Origin of the sequence: Klebsiella sp. SWET4, assembly GCF_024296565.1 — a bacterium.
Taxonomy (GTDB): Bacteria; Pseudomonadota; Gammaproteobacteria; order Enterobacterales; family Enterobacteriaceae; genus Klebsiella; species Klebsiella variicola.
Window position 1 is genome coordinate 861,379 of sequence record NZ_JANCOB010000001.1, and the last position, 17,524, is coordinate 878,902.

At 51.7% G+C, this 17,524-nt stretch carries 19 protein-coding genes and 1 pseudogene; 14 read left to right on the forward strand and 6 right to left on the reverse strand.

Translation table 11 applies throughout. The annotated features are described in order from the left end of the window. Window positions 1-49 precede the first annotated feature (49 nt). A complete protein-coding gene (locus NKJ21_RS04450; RefSeq protein WP_254732731.1) occupies window positions 50-472 on the forward strand; it encodes a GNAT family N-acetyltransferase in 423 nt (140 codons plus the stop codon). 37 nt (window positions 473-509) lie between these two features. Here the strand turns inward: NKJ21_RS04450 and asd are convergent, their stop codons facing one another. Further along, complete coding sequence (gene asd, locus NKJ21_RS04455; protein WP_254732733.1) at window positions 510-1,628, reverse strand: aspartate-semialdehyde dehydrogenase; 1,119 nt, start codon at window positions 1,626-1,628, stop codon at window positions 510-512. A 197-nt stretch (window positions 1,629-1,825) separates the two neighbouring features. Between asd and NKJ21_RS04460 the strand changes: the two genes are divergently transcribed. The 6 genes from NKJ21_RS04460 (at window position 1,826) to NKJ21_RS04485 (ending at window position 6,971) form a co-directional block, all read left to right on the forward strand. Beyond that, window positions 1,826-1,939 carry a hypothetical protein gene (locus tag NKJ21_RS04460; protein ID WP_254732804.1) on the forward strand — a complete coding sequence of 38 codons (114 nt, stop codon included), beginning with the start codon at window positions 1,826-1,828 and terminating at the stop codon, window positions 1,937-1,939. A 14-nt stretch (window positions 1,940-1,953) separates the two neighbouring features. Beyond that, window positions 1,954-2,511, forward strand: coding sequence for a helix-turn-helix domain-containing protein (locus tag NKJ21_RS04465; RefSeq protein ID WP_012541677.1), 558 nt, complete (start codon window positions 1,954-1,956; stop codon window positions 2,509-2,511). After that, on the forward strand, window positions 2,495-3,538 hold the full coding sequence (locus NKJ21_RS04470; RefSeq protein WP_004179962.1) for an HlyD family secretion protein: 1,044 nt from the start codon (window positions 2,495-2,497) through the stop codon (window positions 3,536-3,538). The genes NKJ21_RS04465 and NKJ21_RS04470 overlap by 17 nt, the downstream gene beginning before the upstream one ends. Further along, window positions 3,535-5,097: a DHA2 family efflux MFS transporter permease subunit gene (locus NKJ21_RS04475; protein WP_110227437.1), complete on the forward strand. Its 1,563-nt coding sequence runs from the start codon at window positions 3,535-3,537 to the stop codon at window positions 5,095-5,097. The genes NKJ21_RS04470 and NKJ21_RS04475 overlap by 4 nt, the downstream gene beginning before the upstream one ends. A 19-nt stretch (window positions 5,098-5,116) precedes the next feature. Next, window positions 5,117-6,391 carry a beta-ketoacyl-ACP synthase II gene (fabF, locus tag NKJ21_RS04480; protein ID WP_064838987.1) on the forward strand — a complete coding sequence of 425 codons (1,275 nt, stop codon included), beginning with the start codon at window positions 5,117-5,119 and terminating at the stop codon, window positions 6,389-6,391. A 265-nt stretch (window positions 6,392-6,656) separates the two neighbouring features. Next, a complete protein-coding gene (locus tag NKJ21_RS04485) occupies window positions 6,657-6,971 on the forward strand; it encodes a PTS sugar transporter subunit IIB (RefSeq protein WP_239270401.1) in 315 nt (104 codons plus the stop codon). 48 nt (window positions 6,972-7,019) lie between these two features. On the opposite strand, the gene gstA is transcribed toward NKJ21_RS04485, so the two are convergent. Continuing rightward, window positions 7,020-7,634 carry a glutathione transferase GstA gene (gene gstA / locus NKJ21_RS04490; protein WP_239270402.1) on the reverse strand — a complete coding sequence of 205 codons (615 nt, stop codon included), beginning with the start codon at window positions 7,632-7,634 and terminating at the stop codon, window positions 7,020-7,022. A 129-nt stretch (window positions 7,635-7,763) separates the two neighbouring features. Here gstA and NKJ21_RS04495 point away from each other — a divergent pair, with 129 nt between their 5' ends. The 3 genes from NKJ21_RS04495 to NKJ21_RS04505 all read left to right on the forward strand — a co-directional run bounded on the left by NKJ21_RS04495 (window position 7,764) and on the right by NKJ21_RS04505 (window position 11,133). Further along, window positions 7,764-8,639, forward strand: a complete 876-nt coding sequence (locus NKJ21_RS04495; RefSeq protein ID WP_032700956.1) for a LysR family transcriptional regulator — start codon at window positions 7,764-7,766, stop codon at window positions 8,637-8,639. A gap of 329 nt (window positions 8,640-8,968) precedes the next feature. Continuing rightward, complete coding sequence (locus NKJ21_RS04500; protein WP_254732735.1) at window positions 8,969-10,150, forward strand: DUF262 domain-containing protein; 1,182 nt, start codon at window positions 8,969-8,971, stop codon at window positions 10,148-10,150. A 2-nt stretch (window positions 10,151-10,152) separates the two neighbouring features. Then, on the forward strand, window positions 10,153-11,133 hold the full coding sequence (locus NKJ21_RS04505) for an MAE_28990/MAE_18760 family HEPN-like nuclease (RefSeq protein WP_111459912.1): 981 nt from the start codon (window positions 10,153-10,155) through the stop codon (window positions 11,131-11,133). Between the two features lie 56 nt (window positions 11,134-11,189). Here NKJ21_RS04505 and NKJ21_RS04510 read toward each other — a convergent pair. From NKJ21_RS04510 to NKJ21_RS04520, 3 genes and pseudogenes are all read right to left on the reverse strand, one after another. After that, window positions 11,190-11,434: pseudogene (locus NKJ21_RS04510) on the reverse strand (transposase); the annotation flags it as partial. Between the two features lie 272 nt (window positions 11,435-11,706). Then, the gene (locus NKJ21_RS04515; protein ID WP_111459913.1) at window positions 11,707-12,198 is read right to left on the reverse strand and encodes a DMT family transporter; all 492 of its coding nucleotides are present in this window, start codon (window positions 12,196-12,198) and stop codon (window positions 11,707-11,709) included. 9 nt (window positions 12,199-12,207) lie between these two features. Beyond that, the gene (locus tag NKJ21_RS04520; protein WP_012541664.1) at window positions 12,208-12,642 is read right to left on the reverse strand and encodes a DMT family transporter; all 435 of its coding nucleotides are present in this window, start codon (window positions 12,640-12,642) and stop codon (window positions 12,208-12,210) included. A gap of 99 nt (window positions 12,643-12,741) precedes the next feature. Between NKJ21_RS04520 and NKJ21_RS04525 the strand changes: the two genes are divergently transcribed. The 3 genes from NKJ21_RS04525 to NKJ21_RS04535 all read left to right on the forward strand — a co-directional run bounded on the left by NKJ21_RS04525 (window position 12,742) and on the right by NKJ21_RS04535 (window position 15,387). Beyond that, complete coding sequence (locus tag NKJ21_RS04525) at window positions 12,742-13,677, forward strand: LysR family transcriptional regulator (RefSeq protein ID WP_254732737.1); 936 nt, start codon at window positions 12,742-12,744, stop codon at window positions 13,675-13,677. 252 nt (window positions 13,678-13,929) lie between these two features. Next, window positions 13,930-14,286, forward strand: coding sequence for an ASCH domain-containing protein (locus NKJ21_RS04530; protein WP_162822798.1), 357 nt, complete (start codon window positions 13,930-13,932; stop codon window positions 14,284-14,286). Window positions 14,287-14,487: 201 nt separating this feature from the next. Continuing rightward, a complete protein-coding gene (locus NKJ21_RS04535; protein ID WP_022065952.1) occupies window positions 14,488-15,387 on the forward strand; it encodes a hypothetical protein in 900 nt (299 codons plus the stop codon). 461 nt (window positions 15,388-15,848) lie between these two features. Here NKJ21_RS04535 and NKJ21_RS04540 read toward each other — a convergent pair whose 3' ends face one another. Further along, window positions 15,849-16,649, reverse strand: coding sequence for a helix-turn-helix domain-containing protein (locus tag NKJ21_RS04540; protein WP_171888092.1), 801 nt, complete (start codon window positions 16,647-16,649; stop codon window positions 15,849-15,851). Window positions 16,650-16,741: 92 nt separating this feature from the next. Here NKJ21_RS04540 and NKJ21_RS04545 point away from each other — a divergent pair, with 92 nt between their 5' ends. After that, window positions 16,742-17,467 (forward strand): type 1 glutamine amidotransferase, encoded by a 726-nt coding sequence (locus tag NKJ21_RS04545; RefSeq protein WP_110242419.1) that lies wholly within the window; start codon window positions 16,742-16,744, stop codon window positions 17,465-17,467. The last annotated feature ends 57 nt before the right edge of the window (window positions 17,468-17,524 follow it).

Here is a 17,524-nt window from a genome sequence, read left to right on the forward strand (position 1 = left end):
CCACCGGCCCGCTTCCGGTCCGGTAACACGCTATTTGGAGTCGAAGATCATGGTGTTCATCAGAGCGGCTGAATCAAAAGATATCCCCTCGCTGAAAACGCTATTTCTGCAGCTGGGCTATCAGACGGAGACGGCGATCATAGAACAACGCATCACTGCCCCGCAGAGTATGATGAGTGCGCTGGTGGCGGAAACAGAAAACGCCGTGTGTGGCGTAATCGTTATCAATTTTATTTTACCGGTACATGAGAACCGTTTATGGGCATTAATTTCCGCGCTGGTCATCGAGGAATCGTCACGGGGTTCAGGGATAGGCCAGCAACTTCTCCATGCCGCAGAGCGCCTCGCCCGCGATAAACAATGCGCTCAGATCGAACTTTCAAGCGGTGAAAAAAGAATCAGAGCGCATCAATTTTATGAAAATAACGGCTACAAGGAGGTCCGCAAACGCTTCGTTAAACATTTGTCTTAACCGTCAGCGAGCGAGTGCTTTCCCCGGATGAACGTAACTATATTTTGCCCAGCAGGATATTTAACATGCGGCGCAGGGGTTCCGCCGCACCCCATAATAGCTGATCGCCAACCGTTAACACCGAGTAGACGGGTTCATTATTTAACGACATTTTCTTGTAGCGGCCAATTCCTACCTGCAGCGAACCACTAATAGCAGCCGGGGTCAATTGACTGACACTCTCTTGCTTATTATTGCGGATATAGTTTACCCATGGATGGGAATGGGTTATTAACTCAGCGAATTCCGCTTCGCTGACCTCACGTTTAAGTTTAAGGGTAATGGCAGCGCTGTGGCAGCGGATCACGCCGACCCGAATGCATAAGCCATTGACCGGAATGGTGCCGGGCGCAAGGCCAAGAATTTTATTGGTTTCCGCCTCGCCCTTCCATTCTTCGCGGCTGTTTCCATCGCCTAAATCGCTGTCGATCCAGGGAATGATGCTGCCCATCAACGGGACGCCAAAATTCTCCACCGGCATGCCGGCGCTGTTAATCAGCTCACTCACTTTATTGACTAAAGGCAGCACGGAACCTGATGCCGTCAGTTCATCTGCAGATAAATGCTGACTGATATAAGCGCTTTGCGCGATTAATTCCCGCACCTGTTTGGCGCCCGCTCCGGAGGCAGACTGATAGGTCATCACGCTCATCCATTCGATCAGGTCAGCCTTGATCAGCCCGGCCAGCCCCATCAGGCTCAGCGTAATGGAGCAGTTGCCGCCAACAAACAGTTTCACTCCCGCTTTCACTGCGCGATCGATATTATCGCGGTTGACCGGGTCGAGAATAATGCAGGCTTTTTCATCCATCCGCAGCGCCGAAGCGGCGTCAATCCAGTAACCTTGCCAGCCATGGTTAATTAACGCTGGATAGATGGCTTTGGTATAATCCCCGCCCTGACAGGTGATGATGATATCCATTTCGGCGAGGGCGCTGAGGGAATTCGCATCTTTCAGGATGTCGCTTTTACCATTAATAACCGGGCCCACACCGCCCACACTGGAAGTGCTAAAAAAATGCGCTGAAATATCGTCGAAATCATTTTCTTCGATCATTCTTTGCAGTAATACAGAGCCTACCATTCCCCGCCAGCCAACAATACCCACCTGCTTCATTTATTTAACCTTTATAAGTTATGAGAATGTTAATTTGCATTTCACCATACTTTATATCGCATCCCCCAATAAAGGTCATTACCCACCATATCGATTTCTATCATTATTAAAATGTTTCATCCGCCATCAGCGATTTTTATCTCTTATTACGATAAAGCAGGAATAAGGTGGCGGCGGAGACTGTCCCTCTTTTCGGCATTCAAAGGAAGAAACCGCGTAGCGAAACGAGTGCGGCTTCTTCTCTGGGTACCATGAAGAGTAACTTGCATTTTGATAGTGACTATGTCAATTTGCTGGCAAAAGCCACCTGATTACTGGACAGCCCATGAAAAATGAACCGCTTTGCCACGCTCCCTGCCCCATTGCCCGCAGCCTTGGCCGCATCGGCGACAGCTGGAGCATCATGATCCTGCGTGACGCCTTCGCGGGCTTTACCCGCTTTGACGAGTTCCAGAAAAGCAGCAACGTCGCGCCCAATATTCTGTCGCGCCGTCTGAAGGCGCTGGTCGACGACGGGCTGCTGGAGAAGGTGTGCTACAGCAGCACCCCGCCGCGCTACGAATACCACCTTACGCAACGCGGCCGCGATTTTCGCATGGTGCTGCTGGCGCTGGCGGAATGGGGTAACCGCCACTTCGCCCCCGAAGGCCGTCAGATGCAGCTGGTGGAAACCGCCACCCAGCGACGGGTGGAGCCAGTCATGGTGGATAAAGCGACCGGGGAAGAGATTATTCCGGGTAAGTACGCCATGGTGCCGGGCCCCGCCGCCTCGCCGCTGATGAAATATCGTCATGAATATCTGCTGCGCAAACGCGAAGGCGATAGCGGGCAAAAATTCCAGCCTGAACCTTACAGAGATGCCAGCAATGAATCCGACCAGTAAGAAAAATATTCTTGTCCTGGCGGCCCTGGGCGCTGCCGCCCTGGCGGCAGCGAGCTACGGCGCTTACTGGTGGCATACCGGGCGCTTTATGCAGACCACCGATGACGCCTATGTCGGCGGCGACATTAGCGCCATCTCCAGCAAAGTCTCCGGCTATATCCAGCAGCTGGCGGTGCAGGACAATATGGCGGTGAAAAAAGGTGACCTGTTGATCCGCATTGACGACCGCGATTATCGCGCCGCCCTCGCGAAAGCCGCCGGAGAAGTGGCGGCGCAGCAGGCCGCGCTGGCCGATATCCAGGCTACCCGCCAGCTTCAGCAGGCGACCATTGCCGGCTCTGCGGCCTCGTTACTGGCCGCCACGGCGGCAACCGAAAAACTGGCTAACGACAACCGACGCTATAACGCCCTGGCCGCGTCGAGCGCGATTTCCGCACAGATCCGCGATAACGCCTCCGCCGATTATCGCCGGGCGCACGCCGAGCAGGAGAAGGCCAAAGCGGATAAAACCGTGGCCGAACGTCAGCTGGCGGTGCTGGATGCTCGCCAGCAGCAAATCCTGGCTGCCCTGGCGCAGGCCCAGGCTAACCTCGAGATGGCCAGGCTGAACCTCAGCTATACCGACATTCGCGCACCGTTCGATGGGGTGATTGGCAACCGCCGCGCGTGGTCCGGCTCCTTCGTCAGCAGCGGTACGCAGCTGCTCTCCCTGGTACCCGCGCACGGCCTGTGGATTGACGCCAACTTCAAGGAAAACCAGCTGGCGCATATGCGTGCCGGCCAGCCGGTGACCATCGTCGCCGATGTGCTGCCGAACCATACCTTTAAGGGGCATGTCGCCAGCCTGGCGCCGGCGACCGGCTCACGCTTCAGCATTCTGCCGGCGGAGAACGCGACCGGGAATTTCACTAAAATCGTGCAGCGGGTGCCGGTCCGCATTGCGCTGGAAGGTGACGGGGCAAAGCTTGACGTCCTGCGCCCGGGACTGTCGGTGATCGTCACCGTGAACGAAAAGAGCCCTCGATGAGCACCGTTCAGGCGCTGCCCGCCCCGCAGGGACTGTCGATGCCGACGGCGAAGAAGATCTTCGCCTTCGCCAGCATGTGCGTGGGGATGTTTATTGCCCTTATCGACATCCAGATCGTCTCCGCCTCGCTGCGGGATATTGGCGGCGGCCTGTCGGCGGGCGACGATGAAACCGTCTGGGTACAAACCAGCTACCTGATCGCCGAGATCATTATTATCCCGCTTTCCGGCTGGCTGGCCCGGGTCATGTCGACCCGCTGGCTGTTTGCCGCTTCCGCGGCGGGCTTCACGCTGATGAGCCTGCTGTGCGGCTGGGCGTGGAACATCCAGAGTATGATCGCCTTCCGCGCCCTGCAGGGACTGGCGGGCGGGTCGATGATCCCCCTGGTGTTCACCACCGCTTTCGCCTTTTTCCAGGGCAAACAGCGGGTTATTGCCGCGGCGACGATCGGCGGCCTGGCCTCCCTCGCCCCTACGCTGGGTCCAACGGTGGGCGGCTGGATCACCGAAAACTACAACTGGCACTGGCTGTTCTTTATCAACGTGGTTCCGGGGATTTACATCGCGGTGGCAGTGCCGCTGCTGGTAAAAGTAGACAGCGCCGACCCCACTCTGCTGCGCGGCGCCGACTATCTCAGTATTCTGCTGCTGGCCTTGTCCCTCGGCTGCCTGGAATATACCCTCGAAGAAGGTCCGCGCTGGGGCTGGTTTGATGACGCGACCCTGACGACCACCGCCTGGGTCGCCCTGCTCTGCGGCGTGGCCTTTGTTATCCGCACCCTGCGCCATCCGCAGCCGGTGATGGATCTCCGCGCCCTGCAGGATCGAACCTTCAGCCTCGGCTGCTATTTCTCGTTTATGGCCGGCGTCGGCATCTTCGCCACCATCTATTTAACCCCGCTGTATCTGGGGAGCGTGCGCGGTTTCAGTGCGCTGGAGATCGGCCTGGCGGTATTTTCCACCGGTCTGTTCCAGGTCATGTCTATTCCGTTTTATTCGTGGCTCGCCAACCGCGTCGACCTGCGCTGGCTGCTGATGGCCGGGCTGATCGGCTTTGCGGTGTCGATGTACAGCTTTGTTCCGATCACCCACGACTGGGGGGCGGATCAGCTGCTGCTCCCGCAGGCCTTTCGTGGACTGGCGCAGCAGTTTGCCGTCGCGCCAACGGTGACCCTGACGCTGGGCAGCCTGCCGCCCGCGCGCCTGAAGCTGGCCTCCGGGCTGTTTAATCTGATGCGCAACCTCGGGGGCGCCATCGGCATCGCCCTGTGCGGCACGGTGCTTAACGACAGAACCAATTTGCACTACAGCCGCCTGGCGGACCATCTGAATAACGCCAACCTGGCAATGAGCGATTTTGTTCAGCGCAGCGCGGCAAACTTCACCGTCCAGGGGATCTCGCCGGATGCCGCGCAGACGGCGGCGCTGAAAAATCTTTCCGCGCTGGCGCTGCGGGAGGCGCGAACCCAGGCATTTTCCGATGCTTTCTACCTCATCATGATGGGTTTTTTGCTTGCCGCGCTGCTGGTTCCCTTGATGAAAAAGCCGCCGGCACACTAATACTACAGGAGAGTTAACTATGGGCGTTTCCGTTAAACGCATTGTCGTCACCGGGATGGGGATTGTCAGCCCGCTGGGCTGCGGTGTACAGCACGTCTGGCAGTCGCTGCTGGCAGGAAAGTCAGGGATCACCCGGCTCAGCGAGCAGCTGGTCGCGGATATTCCCTGCAAAGTGGCCGGCCAGGTGCCGTCCATTGACAGCGATCCGCTGCACGGCTTCGACCCGCTGGCGACCATCCCGGCGAAAGAGCGCAAAAAGATGGATCGCTTTATTGAGTTTGCGCTGGTCGCCGCCCGCGAAGCGCTGGCCCAGGCCGGTTGGTCGCCAGTATCCGAGGCCGAACAGGAACGCACCGCCACGGTGATCGCCACCGGGATCGGCGGGTTCAGCGAGATCGCCAATGCGGTACATACCACCGATGAACGCGGGCCGCGTCGCCTCTCGCCGTTCACTATCCCCTCTTTTCTGGCCAACCTGGCCGCCGGGCATGTGTCTATCGCCCACGGTTTCCGGGGGCCCATCGGCGCACCGGTCACCGCCTGCGCGGCAGGCGCCCAGGCCATCGGCGATGCGGCGCGGATGATCCGCAGCGGCGAGGCGGATATTGCCCTCTGCGGCGGCGCGGAAGCGGCAATTCATCGCGTTAGCCTGGCCGGGTTTGCCGCGGCAAGGGCGCTGTCCAGCGCCTACAGCGACCAGCCGGAAAGCGCATCCCGCCCCTTTGACCGAGACCGCGATGGATTTGTGATGGGAGAAGGCGCGGGGCTTATCGTGATCGAATCTCTGGAGCACGCGCTGGCGCGCGGCGCCACGCCGCTGGCCGAGCTGGTGGGCTACGGCACCAGCGCAGATGCTTATCACCTGACCGCTGGCCCGGAAGACGGGAACGGCGCACGTCGGGCCATGGAGACCGCTATTCGCCAGGCCGGGGTGACCGTCGACGAGATTGACCATATCAACGCCCACGCCACCTCAACGCAGGTAGGTGATAAAGGTGAGCTGGCGGCGATTAAAACGCTGTTTGGCGCCCATCCGGTCGCCATTACCTCGACGAAATCCGCCACCGGCCATCTGTTAGGCGCGGCCGGCGGGATCGAGGCCATCTTCACCATTCAGGCCCTGCGCGATCAGGTGGTGCCGCCGACGCTGAACCTGCATCACCCCGATGAAGAGGCGGCAGGTCTCAATCTGGTGGCGCTGCAGGCCCGCCCGCAGAAAATGCGTTATGCGCTGTCGAACGGTTTTGGCTTTGGCGGCGTTAACGCCAGCCTGCTGCTGAAACGCTGGGAATAATCGTCAACTCCCCCCGCCGGCACTGGCCGGCGGGGAATTTCCACCCGGACACCCTACTCAGTCACTGATCTCCCTCTTCTGCCACAGCAGACGACGAAGCGCCGCCACGGCGTGGCAGTGACCTTTATCAAGATCTTCGCTATCGGTCATCTTTGCCAGAAAGGTCAGCATCATCATGATGAATTCTTCACGCAATTATGAGGTGGCGCTCATTTTATGCGCATGGCGAGTCATATCCTGTGACTAATTCTCAGGAGGTAAAACCATGAAAAAGCTTCTGATATGTTGTTTGTTTGGCAACACTGCCAATTCTCTCGCCAAAAAGATACAGTTACTGGCGGAAAAAAAGGGCCATCCTCTCATTGTCAGCGCAGTGGGCCTGGAAAATTTTGCCAGCGTGGCGCCCGCTTTCGACGGAGTTCTCGTTGCGCCACATATTCAGTATAAGGTCGCGGAGATAAGAGGGATCGTTGGCGACGCTCGTTCTATTGCGGTGATTGAAAGTCTGCCCTATGCCTCACTCGACGCGGAAAAAGTTTTCGCGTTTGTGATGGCGCAGATGCCTGAACTGGCAATCTGACGCCAAAGGCCGCCTCTCTTGTGCGGCCTTCTCTACGCATGTCGCCTTCTACCTGCCCTGTTGAGACGCTTCAGCCCGTAATGCCGCCTGTACAGCAGGACGGGCATTTATTATTTCCATATACGACGATAGCGCTGGCCAGCGATCCAGTGGGATCGCGAAGAATTTGCACCATCCCAGCACCGTGAAGAGGTAGGCATCCGCCACGCTAAAGGACGGGCCAGTCAGATAGTTTTTTTCGCTGAGCGTCGTCTGCAGAAAATCGAAGCGTCGGAATAGCTTGTCTCGAAAAATCGTTTTGACATCTTCCGCCAGCGCGGAGTTAAACAGCGGCGCCGAACCCGCGTGTATTTCACTGGTGATAAAGTTAAGCCATTCCTGCAGGCGCACCCTTTCCCAACTGCCCGCGCGTGGCGCCAGGCCGTATTCAGGTTTACGATCGGCGAGGTACTGCACCATCGCCGGCCCTTCGGTGAGGATCTGCCCATCATCCAGCTCAAGCGCAGCAACATATCCTTTCGGGTTAATGGTGAGGAAGTCGCGACCATCAGCGGTGATCTTGCTTCTGTTGTTGACTCTCACCAGTTCAAATTCAAGGTTCAGCTCGCGCAGCACGATGTGCGGTGATAATGAACAGGTATCTGGCGCGTAATAAAGTTTCATCTCGTCTCCGTTAATGTGTAAAGCCGTCGGACAACGTCCTGCACGATCCTCAGCACACTGTATTTAACGCCGATCGCACTGTAAAATTAATGATAAAGAAAAGAACTATTAGCTGAGCTACTGATAATCATGATGAATCTTTTACACTGGCGCCTGCTGGTAGCCGTGGCGGATGCCGGCAATATCTCACGTGCTGCCGAGGAGATAGGCATGACCCAGTCCGGCGCCAGCCAGGCCATTGCCCAGCTGGAGGCTTCTCTGGGCTTTCCGGTATTTACCCGTGAGCGACGATACATCGGGATTACCGCCCTGGGTGAGCAGGTGGTGGAACATGCCAGAAACATGCTTTCGCAGCTGAACGCCATCCGTGAACTGGCTGATCGGGGCCGGAACGTCACCCGCGGGCGCATTCGGCTGGCCAGTTTTCCCTCCGTGACGTCTACCTTGTTGCCCGGCCTGCTGCGCGACGTTAAGCGCCTGCATCCGGGTATTGACGTTGTTGTGCTGGAAGGCTCTGACGAAGAAGTCGAAGCGTGGCTTGCCGCAGACACCGTTGAACTTGGGGTGGTCATGAATCCCGTTCCCGGACGTGCAGAGGTGGTACTAGGACAGGATGCATGGGTCGCGGTCCTGCCCGCCAGCCATCGGTTGGCACAGCATGCGAAAGCTGATGGCATAACGCTAAAGGCGCTGGCGGACCAGCCCTTTGTTCTGGCGACGGGCGGCTGTGTCGTGAATGGCAAAAGCCTGATGGAAAAGGCCGGGTTGCAACTCTCTGATATTCGCGTGACGGTTCGCGACTGGATAAGCGCCTGTAAACTGGTCGGTGAAGAGATGGGCGTCGCGCTGGTACCGGAATCCGCCCTGCCGGAGACCTTGCGCAACCTGTGCGTGGTGCCAGTGACGCCGGCTATTCATCGTGAATTTGGACTGGTTTGTTCGCCATCCGGAACGTCCTCTGATGCCACACAGGCGCTGCTTAATGCGCTACGTAAAAGAAGATGAGCGCTCAAGCGTGAATCATCTTATCGCCATGTTAAACGGCTATTTCTGACAAAGCGTGGGCCCTCTGAAGCGTCACGAGGTCAGCCATGAGCGAGGTGCGGAAATTGATAGCTGTTTTAAAGGGTGCTGATAGTATTACTAAAATTGCGGTGGGTTAATAGACGGGGAGGAGGTCATTTCATTGCTTGTTTCACCATTTGTTCAGATGTTAAGACTAAAAAAAATGGGAAAATTGTTTTTTTTGACCTTTATGTGATGTAAGGTAGGCTAACAACCTGTTTCCTATATGAAAAATGGTATTTTGAATAGCGTTCACTGAGGAATGTATTATGTTTTCTGAATCAGAATTATCAATGTGGGATGTTGCACCTAAGGATAGACCTACAAAAATGAATACGAGTGAAATAAATGAAAAATATGAGCGAGGAGAGCATAGAATTGTAACTGAGACTAATAATGAGAAGTTGCCAAATTTCATTCAGGCGCTTGAGCGGCAAAATTACATGGAAATCAGACCATTTTACCAAAGAAGATCTCGCTGGGATGAGGAAAGACAATCTAAACTTATTGAGTCCTTCATAATAAATATCCCCGTCCCTCCTGTGTTTTTATATGAGAAATCTTTTGGGGCTTATGAGGTAATGGATGGTCAGCAGCGAATCACAGCCATATCAGATTATTACAACAATCGTTTTAAATTAACCGGATTAGATTTATGGCCTGAACTGAATGGTATGTATTATGCTGATCTACCTAATAAAATTAAATCAGGCCTTGATCGCCGCTCTATTTCTTCAATCGTTTTATTAAAAGAGTCAGCTCCAGATGAAGAAGATGCAATATTTTTACGCCAATTGGTTTTTGAAAGATTGAACACAGGCGGGGTACGCCTAGAACGGCAGGAAATAAGAAACTCTTTAAGTAAGGGATTGGTGAATGACATGCTTTTCATACTTGCAAGAGATGATCTTTTTAGGAAAATATGGGGCCTTCCTATTTTTACGGAGGAGGAGGAGAGAAATCATAAACTGGAGATTTATGGAGAATCTTTTTATAAAAAAATGGAAGATCTTGAAGTTATTTTGAGGTTTTTTGCTTTAAGACATTTACAGCATTTTAAATATGGAATTCAGGGTTTTTTAGATTTGTATTTAATACGTACGAAAGAATTTACGCATAATGACGTTGACGTATTGAAAGATATATTTTTGAGAACACAACTGTTAGCTTATAAAATCTATGGTGATAATGTTTTTAAGTTGTATAAGAACGGCGAATTTTACGGCCATCCAGTGAAAGGGGTTTATGATGCAGTAATGGTTTCATTTAGCGAGCGATTAGATGACTACGATTTAATATTAAACAACAAAGAGTCAATTTTAAAACAGACAATAGAACTTTTCGAAGCTAAAGGTGTTTCATCTTTTACAGGGCGAGCTAGCACTAAGAAAGATATTGAATTAAGAGTAAATGATTTTCGACAGATACTGGTCAATGTAATTGGAAGATAATTATGCTCGAAGTTATCAAGGATAATACAGAAAAAGATATCATAGTTGTTTTGGATGTTTTTAATGATATTTATTCTGGGCTGACTAAAGCATCACCATTTAAAGTGACGAAAATAAGACAATACGCGTACGCTACTGCCGTAACTCGTTTATACGCTATTTTTGAACACTTTATCGAAAAAACGCTTTCATCATATTTGGATTATTTATCGGAAAACAAAACCTATGCGGATTTATCTCCTGGTCTAAAGAGGGAGTATAGGATTGGGTTTTCTCATGTTTTGAGTCGAATAGATCAGCCTAGATTTAGCTCTCTCAGTCATGAGGGTTTAATAGAGAAATATCATAGGGCTATTAATGAAAGTGTCTCTGACTATCAATTTATTGCAGAGGCATTGATAAGGCATGATAATAATCTAAGGCCTAATGTCATATTTGAGCTTTTTAGCCGGTTAGGGTTAACTGGTCTTGAAAGTTGGCTAATTATGTCTGTAAAAGAGTATGGTTTATATGAAAGCGAGGAAAGAATTAAGGAGCAGTTTGAGTCAGAGCTTAATAATATCATTGAAGTTAGAAATGATTCCTCACATGGTGTGCCAGAGCAAATAGGCAGCCAGAGTATACTCCAACGGCACTGCGAGTTAATTTTTTTATTAGTTAGCAGCATTACCTCTTTTGTTGAAAGAGAAATCTTTATTCTTTTACAACTGACTGGAAAAACTTTCAAAATAGGAAATGTAACCGAGGTATTTAATAAGGCTGGAGCATCTATTGCTAAAGTTAATAAAAAATCGCTTATAAGCTTGAGTGTGGATTATGTATTTGAAGATTCTTTTCATTTTTACACGCAAAAATTTTGTGCAGTGAAATTAAATGATGATGATGTGAGTACGGAGTTTTCAGTATTGGAAAATAATGTGGAAATAGGAATAAAATGCGATAGACTTCCTAAGAAAAAAACCAACATACATGTTTTTTTGTAAGCGAAAAAAAGGCGAAGTCATGAGCCTGTCAGTAATTCTGTGTAACTACCCACTCGTTAAAGGTGATCGCTCAGGCGGTCACCGGACTCGATAATAAAACGACTCATTGCAATCCGCCAGTTCTGGATCGGCATAGTCCATTTTTTCGACGCATCTTTGATCGCCATATAAATAACCTTTCGTACCGAGTCATCTGTCGGGGACATTTTGCGTTTTTTAATCGCTGCCAAGATCATTCTGTTCAGCTATTCGATAGCGTTTGTGGGTAGATGGCTTCGTGGATGTCTGACGGATAGCTGAACTGATCTTACCCACCAAAAGTGGACACTCGACTATAAATGAGTCCCCCTCAACCTGAGGTTGATCACTCGTAACAATACAACATCAACTAAATTAATGACTAATACCCGTAGGTAAACTGCTTTATGAGCAACGTCCGCTCTTGGCACAGAGCGGACAAGCTAACTGAGCCAAAGGTCAGCCATGAGCGAGGTGCGGAAATTTGAGTGTTGCCCGCCCCGGACATCTGAACTTAGCTTTGGCATTGCAGTGTAACACCTGAACTGGCCGGGCTTATATGTTAGCGTTCTCCTGCTGCCGGGGAGTTTTCGCCGTTGCGGCTTTTGACTTACTGCTGGAGTAAATGAAGAACAGCGCGATACCCAGGCAGACAATGGCGCCGAGACGGCTCATCGAGAATGGAATCGACGCATTGCCAAGCCAGCCGAAGTTATCGATCAGCATGCTCATGGTTAACTGGCCAAAAATGACAGCGACCGTAGCCACTGCCGCGCCAATACGCTGGACGGCCAGTACCATAATAACGATATACGGTACGCCAAACATTGCGCCCAGCAGCTGCCATTTAGGCACGTCCATCAACGTCAGGGTGTGTTTGGGTTCGAAGAAGAAGATCAGCAGCCCCGTCACCAGGGCGCCGATAGAAAATGTCAGGAACGCGCTTTTGAATACGCCGACCTTGCTGCCCAGCTGGCCATTGATAGCCGCCTGGATACTCAGCATGGCGCCACCGGCGACGGCGAGCAGAATCATGATAATAGTCATAATGTTACTTTACCCCTGTGCAACCATAGCCAGCGCTGCAATGATGAAAATCAGCGCAATGATACGCTTACTGTCAATTTTCCGGCGCGACGTACCGAGCAGACCGAAGTGATCAATAATCAGGCTCTTGAACACCTGGCCTGCCAGGATGCCGATCATAGTCATGGCGATGCCGATTGCCGGCGTTACCACGGTCAGGATGATGACGTAAATCGGCCCAAGCACGCCGCCAAGTAGCTGCCACGCTGGTTGCGCAAAGAATGACGGGCTGTTACGCGGGCTGAAAAAAAGCATCAGCAGGAAGGTCAGCGCCGCGCCCACGCCAAATATGCTGAAGGTAGCCCAGAGGTCACCGACCTCCCCACCCAGTGGCCCGAGCAATCCTGCCTCTATGGACAGTCCCATGCCTCCGGCAATGACGATAAAAATCAATATTAGTTGCATAGCAATCAGTCTCCCAAAGTCCAGGCGGAGAAGATTACGACTTAACATGGATGAGAAAAATGCCATAATGAGATAAACACCTGTGCAGGATATGCATTAATGAATGGCCTTGGGAACATCAGTATTCGCGCCCTGCTGATTTTTATAGACGTTTATGAAACGCAGAATTTCTCTGTGGTGGCCCGGCGGGAAGGGATATCGGCCTCTCAGGTATCACGCGTCATCCATCAGATGGAGGATGTGCTCGGGCAGCAGCTTTTTTACCGCAATACCCGGGCTATAATTCCGACGGAAAGCGGCCATCTTTTTATCCGCTATGCGCGTGCGATGACGGGCAGCATGGAGGAGGCGCGGCGGGAACTCAATGAGAGAACGCTTGAGCCTTCCGGAGTGGTCCGCATAAACGCACCGGTGTTCTTTGGACAGCGCCATGTCGCACCCGCGTTACCCGGCCTGACGGAGCGATACCCGAAGCTTAGTATTGAGCTTACGCTGACGGATGATTACATCGATCCGCACCGGGAGCCGGCTGACGTGATTTTCCGGATTGGCGTGCTGACGGATTCCGCCTTTCATGCGCGCGTGTTTGGCCAGCAGTTCTATCATCTTGCCGCGTCACCGGATTATATCCGCCGGCACGGCATGCTGGGATCACCCGAAGAGCTCGCGCGGCATAAATGCCTGGTCTATCGCGGTTCATCAGGACCAAACCAATGGCTGCTGCGCAGGCGCGGAGAGGAATGGGTGCACTATCCCGTCTCGCCCCTGATGTCATCGAATAATGCGGAAACCCTGCTGATTGCCGCACTCGGGGGGATGGGGATTGTGCTGTTTCCTGACTGGCTGATTGGAGACCGGCTGAAGAGCGGCGAGCTGGTCGGACTGCTGCCGGAACTGGATACATCCATAAAAACGGAGCCACAGCACATCGCGGCAATCTATCCGAATGCCCGCCACCCTCCGCTGAACGTGCGGGCGATTATCGATTACTACTTGGACGCGTTCGGTTCACCGCTTTACTGGCAGTCTGAATAAGACAGGCGACTTTATGGCTCGTCTCGAAGTTAACTTCCGTTTCTGGCGCAGAGCACACGCGTTAAATGCGCTTAAGGTCTGTTTTGAGCGAAGAACGGACCACACTATCTAAAGAAAGATATCGCTGATAATGTTGGGACCGCTCATGTTAAAAAAGGTATGCCATTTCTTTTCATTGACGATAACGAAGGGATTTTCATGGTTGAGGTTGAGGAAATAAAAAAGAAGTATCCCGGCGCAGATGCCTGGCAAATGGGTGACAGTCCGGAGCTGGCTAACGAGCTTGCTGACCTGATCAAAAAAGGGATCAAAACGGCCTCTTGCGGATCTTTTGCCTCTTACCAGCAGGAAGAATCTGCCCCGAGAATTGGGAGTTATCACATTATTCTTGATGGCCAGAATGTTCCAGTTTGCGTGACCAGACTGGTTTCAATGCAGCTGGTCCGTTTTTGTGATGTGACTGAAGCGTTCGCCCGCAAAGAAGGTGAAGGCGATTTAAGCCTTGAATACTGGAAGAGAGAGCATCAGAGATTTTTCAGCTGCGAAGGTCATTTTTCTGAAGATATGGAGTTGATCGCAGAAGAATTTGAAGTGGTTGAAGTGCTGTGAGACAAGGTCAACGGGTTGACGTTTTATCACTGACCACTGATAACACTGTTCGCTTCTGGCGCGGAGCGGACAAGCTGTCGAGCTAAAGGTCCGCATTGAGCAAGGAGCGGACGTGCCAGCTATAATTGGTAATAAAATGAGAGTAGAACTATTCTGATTTGTTTAAAAAAACATTTTTATATCCAAGGGCAAAATATTTTTATGCTATCTTACATGCTATCTCAATATGCCAGGCTACCTGTGCCTGAAGTTACTCTACGTTCATGGTTAAAACAATGGTTGTCAGAGCAGGAATCGAGGTGTACGGACAGAAGTTTCTCGGCGCGATTTCCCTGGAGAGAAACTGGATTATGTCAGGAATATTTTTTACAACGAAAACTGAAAATTGATGGAAAGCAATTTCTTACTGGCCCCCGTTATCAGGGCGGAAATATTAACAAACCTTTTATTGATATTGTAGGTATGGATTCTGACCTAAATCATACTGCATTAGAACTCATTAGTAAGGAATGGTCACAACTCAGAGCTCAGTATGTCCGCATTCTTGTGCCAGGCCAGTCCTTCCCGCAGGGTATTCCCGACCAGTATATATATGCCACCTCTTTTTCTGAACCCCCTGAATTCAATGATAAATCTCTTACTTTGCAAGTGGCGACATACGAAGATTTTGACTGGTGTTGTCAGGCTCTGGGCGATGCCTATAAGCATACATGGCAGACAGTTCGCGAACTGTCTGCAAGCAATTTGGTAGCAGTTGATGACGAAGAGTTGTGTGACCATATTTCTGAGAGAGAAGTATATATTATCTATGAAAACGATGTTCGCGCCGGGTTGCTAATATGCCAGAAAGGAAACCTCGCTTTTCTGAGAGGATATCGTATTACTGACAAAGTAATACTTCCTGCTTTTCGTGGTCGATCATTGTCGGCCCGAGCGCAACGCCTGCTGTACCGATTATTAACTCATTCCGATTCGGAACTATCTTTGTATATGGGCACAATTATTCCGGAGAATATACCCTCGATGAAAACTGCAGAAAGAGCGGGACGAACTTGCATCCTAAGTTATCAATTTCTACCCATCTGCAGCACCCACGACTAACAGCAATGCTAATTTATCTTCAGCCTACTTCCGCTTTTGGCACACAGGGGACGTCCAGGGCCCGGGAGTACTCCCCTGGACGCATTAATGGACGGTATGTGATTGTTGTGCAGGCTATCATATGGCTTGAGGTACAGCAGAATCAGGCTTCGTAGCAATGAGTCGGCTCACAGCGTCCGGAATCCACCCGGTGCCGTAAATCACCGCAAGGTCTGTCATAAGGTAATTTCATCACGCATCGCGACACCTTTTTTCTTTACGCAGGCCTTCTCTTTCACGGTTTGTCAGAACTGTGGACCGCAGTAATCTCCACTCCGTGCTTTAATCAATGAGAGTGTGTCGGGTGCAAATTAAACTACCTTTCTCAACAGCAAAGGCGGGATACCCCTACCCTCGCAGGGTTTCTGCGTCTGGTAATATGCCCATGACAGTCTCAAAGACCGCTTTGAGGGTTTCCCGGTTTAAGGCACAAAATCGCGTGGCGTTGACCCCAGAATGCAGCGAAAAGCAGCGGTAAATGCCGCCGGGCATGAGAAACCAAGCTGGTAAGCGACCTGTTTGATTGGAACGTCGTTCGCGAGAAGATCCAACGAAGCGCAAATTCTGGCTCTCTGCTTCCATGTTCTAAAACTAAAGCCTGTATCCTTCATAAACAAGCGGGAAAAGGTCCGTTCCGACATGGCCGACATAAAAGCCAGCTCGCTCAGCGATGCCTCCCAGCGCTGATTGACCAGTAGCGATCTGGCCGCGCTAAATAATCGCTCATCATTCGGCATGGGAAGCGCCATCGTTAAAGGTGGAGCCTCGCTGAGAATTTCCAGAAGCAACAAAGCTATCTTCCGTTGACTCGGTCTGGCGTAGTCCTCACTGAACAGCCCAGCGATAAGCTCTTTGACTAACGGCGTAGCCGTGATCACATGTACCTGCTGACTCTTCGTAAAGCTCGTACATTCTGCGATAAGGCTACTGCTGAAATAGATCGCCCTGAGATCAGTTTGTGAAAGCAGATGATAACTATGGATATGCAAAGGCGGTAGCCATAATGCCCGCTGAGGAGGGATCACCCAACGGTCGCTCTCTGTTTGCACCAGCATAACCCCTCTGGTGGCGAAGAGTAGCTGCCCCTCAACATGATGATGGGGAGGATCTGCCTCGCCGCGTTGATAGCTTATCGCAGTACTGGACCAGCCTGTGGCCTCATCATGTCTTGGCGCTTTATCTATACTACCTGGCATTTCAGATTTAGCCCCTGCCATTATCATATCGGAACTGGAACCACCCGGAGTAGAGCCTTAGGCAATGGGTGCGTGACTTATCATTCTGATCATCAAAGATATTACAGGAGCTTATCCTCATGCGCGTACACTTTATCGTACATGAAAGTTTTGAAGCCCCGGGCGCATATGAAACCTGGGCAATAAACCAGGGTCATGATGTAACTTACTCACGCGTCTATGCGGGCGATCGGCTACCTGATGACGCCGTAGGCATCGATTTTCTTATCGTTATGGGCGGTCCGCAAGATCCGGACACCACGCTTGAAGCGTGCCCGCACTTTAATGCTAAAGCGGAACAGGCGCTGATTGCTTCCGCGGTTAAAACCGGTAAGGCGGTGATCGGTATCTGCCTGGGTTCACAGCTAATCGGTGAAGCGCTGGGCGCGCCGTTCTCTCATAGCCCGGAAAAAGAGATTGGTAAATTCCCGATCACATTGACCGAAGACGGCGGGAAGGATGAGATGTTCTCTCACTTTGGGAAAACACTGGCAGTGGGTCACTGGCATAACGATATGCCAGGTTTGACGCCGGGGGCTAAAATTATTGCTTACAGCGAAGGCTGTCCGCGGCAGATTGTTGCCTATTCAGACCGCGTCTTTGGTTTCCAGTGCCACATGGAGCTCACATTGGACGTTGTAGAACGGCTGATCGCTCATTCTGAGAAAGACCTGAGCCGTGCAGCAGAATATCGTTTCGTTGACACGCCTGAAGCGCTCCGGGCGCACGATTACAGTGAAATGAATCAAGTACTTTTTGGCTTTTTGGATAAGCTGGAAGCACGTTACAAAGCAGCGCAAGCATAATGTCATGCTCGGTGAGCTTGCCATCGGTTTTGATTTTAATGTCCGCTCCTGGCACAG

Bases quoted from the DNA above. Each gene is read 5' to 3' on its own strand.
- NKJ21_RS04450 (WP_254732731.1), top strand. From the start codon at position 50: ATGGTGTTCATCAGAGCGGCTGAATCAAAAGATATCCCCTCGCTGAAA.
- asd (WP_254732733.1), bottom strand. From the start codon at position 1,628: ATGAAGCAGGTGGGTATTGTTGGCTGGCGGGGAATGGTAGGCTCTGTA.
- NKJ21_RS04465 (WP_012541677.1), top strand. From the start codon at position 1,954: ATGAAAAATGAACCGCTTTGCCACGCTCCCTGCCCCATTGCCCGCAGC.
- NKJ21_RS04470 (WP_004179962.1), top strand. From the start codon at position 2,495: ATGAATCCGACCAGTAAGAAAAATATTCTTGTCCTGGCGGCCCTGGGC.
- NKJ21_RS04475 (WP_110227437.1), top strand. From the start codon at position 3,535: ATGAGCACCGTTCAGGCGCTGCCCGCCCCGCAGGGACTGTCGATGCCG.
- fabF (WP_064838987.1), top strand. From the start codon at position 5,117: ATGGGCGTTTCCGTTAAACGCATTGTCGTCACCGGGATGGGGATTGTC.
- NKJ21_RS04485 (WP_239270401.1), top strand. From the start codon at position 6,657: ATGAAAAAGCTTCTGATATGTTGTTTGTTTGGCAACACTGCCAATTCT.
- gstA (WP_239270402.1), bottom strand. From the start codon at position 7,634: ATGAAACTTTATTACGCGCCAGATACCTGTTCATTATCACCGCACATC.
- NKJ21_RS04495 (WP_032700956.1), top strand. From the start codon at position 7,764: ATGATGAATCTTTTACACTGGCGCCTGCTGGTAGCCGTGGCGGATGCC.
- NKJ21_RS04500 (WP_254732735.1), top strand. From the start codon at position 8,969: ATGTTTTCTGAATCAGAATTATCAATGTGGGATGTTGCACCTAAGGAT.
- NKJ21_RS04505 (WP_111459912.1), top strand. From the start codon at position 10,153: ATGCTCGAAGTTATCAAGGATAATACAGAAAAAGATATCATAGTTGTT.
- NKJ21_RS04515 (WP_111459913.1), bottom strand. From the start codon at position 12,198: ATGACTATTATCATGATTCTGCTCGCCGTCGCCGGTGGCGCCATGCTG.
- NKJ21_RS04520 (WP_012541664.1), bottom strand. From the start codon at position 12,642: ATGCAACTAATATTGATTTTTATCGTCATTGCCGGAGGCATGGGACTG.
- NKJ21_RS04525 (WP_254732737.1), top strand. From the start codon at position 12,742: ATGAATGGCCTTGGGAACATCAGTATTCGCGCCCTGCTGATTTTTATA.
- NKJ21_RS04530 (WP_162822798.1), top strand. From the start codon at position 13,930: ATGGGTGACAGTCCGGAGCTGGCTAACGAGCTTGCTGACCTGATCAAA.
- NKJ21_RS04535 (WP_022065952.1), top strand. From the start codon at position 14,488: ATGCTATCTTACATGCTATCTCAATATGCCAGGCTACCTGTGCCTGAA.
- NKJ21_RS04540 (WP_171888092.1), bottom strand. From the start codon at position 16,649: ATGATAATGGCAGGGGCTAAATCTGAAATGCCAGGTAGTATAGATAAA.
- NKJ21_RS04545 (WP_110242419.1), top strand. From the start codon at position 16,742: ATGCGCGTACACTTTATCGTACATGAAAGTTTTGAAGCCCCGGGCGCA.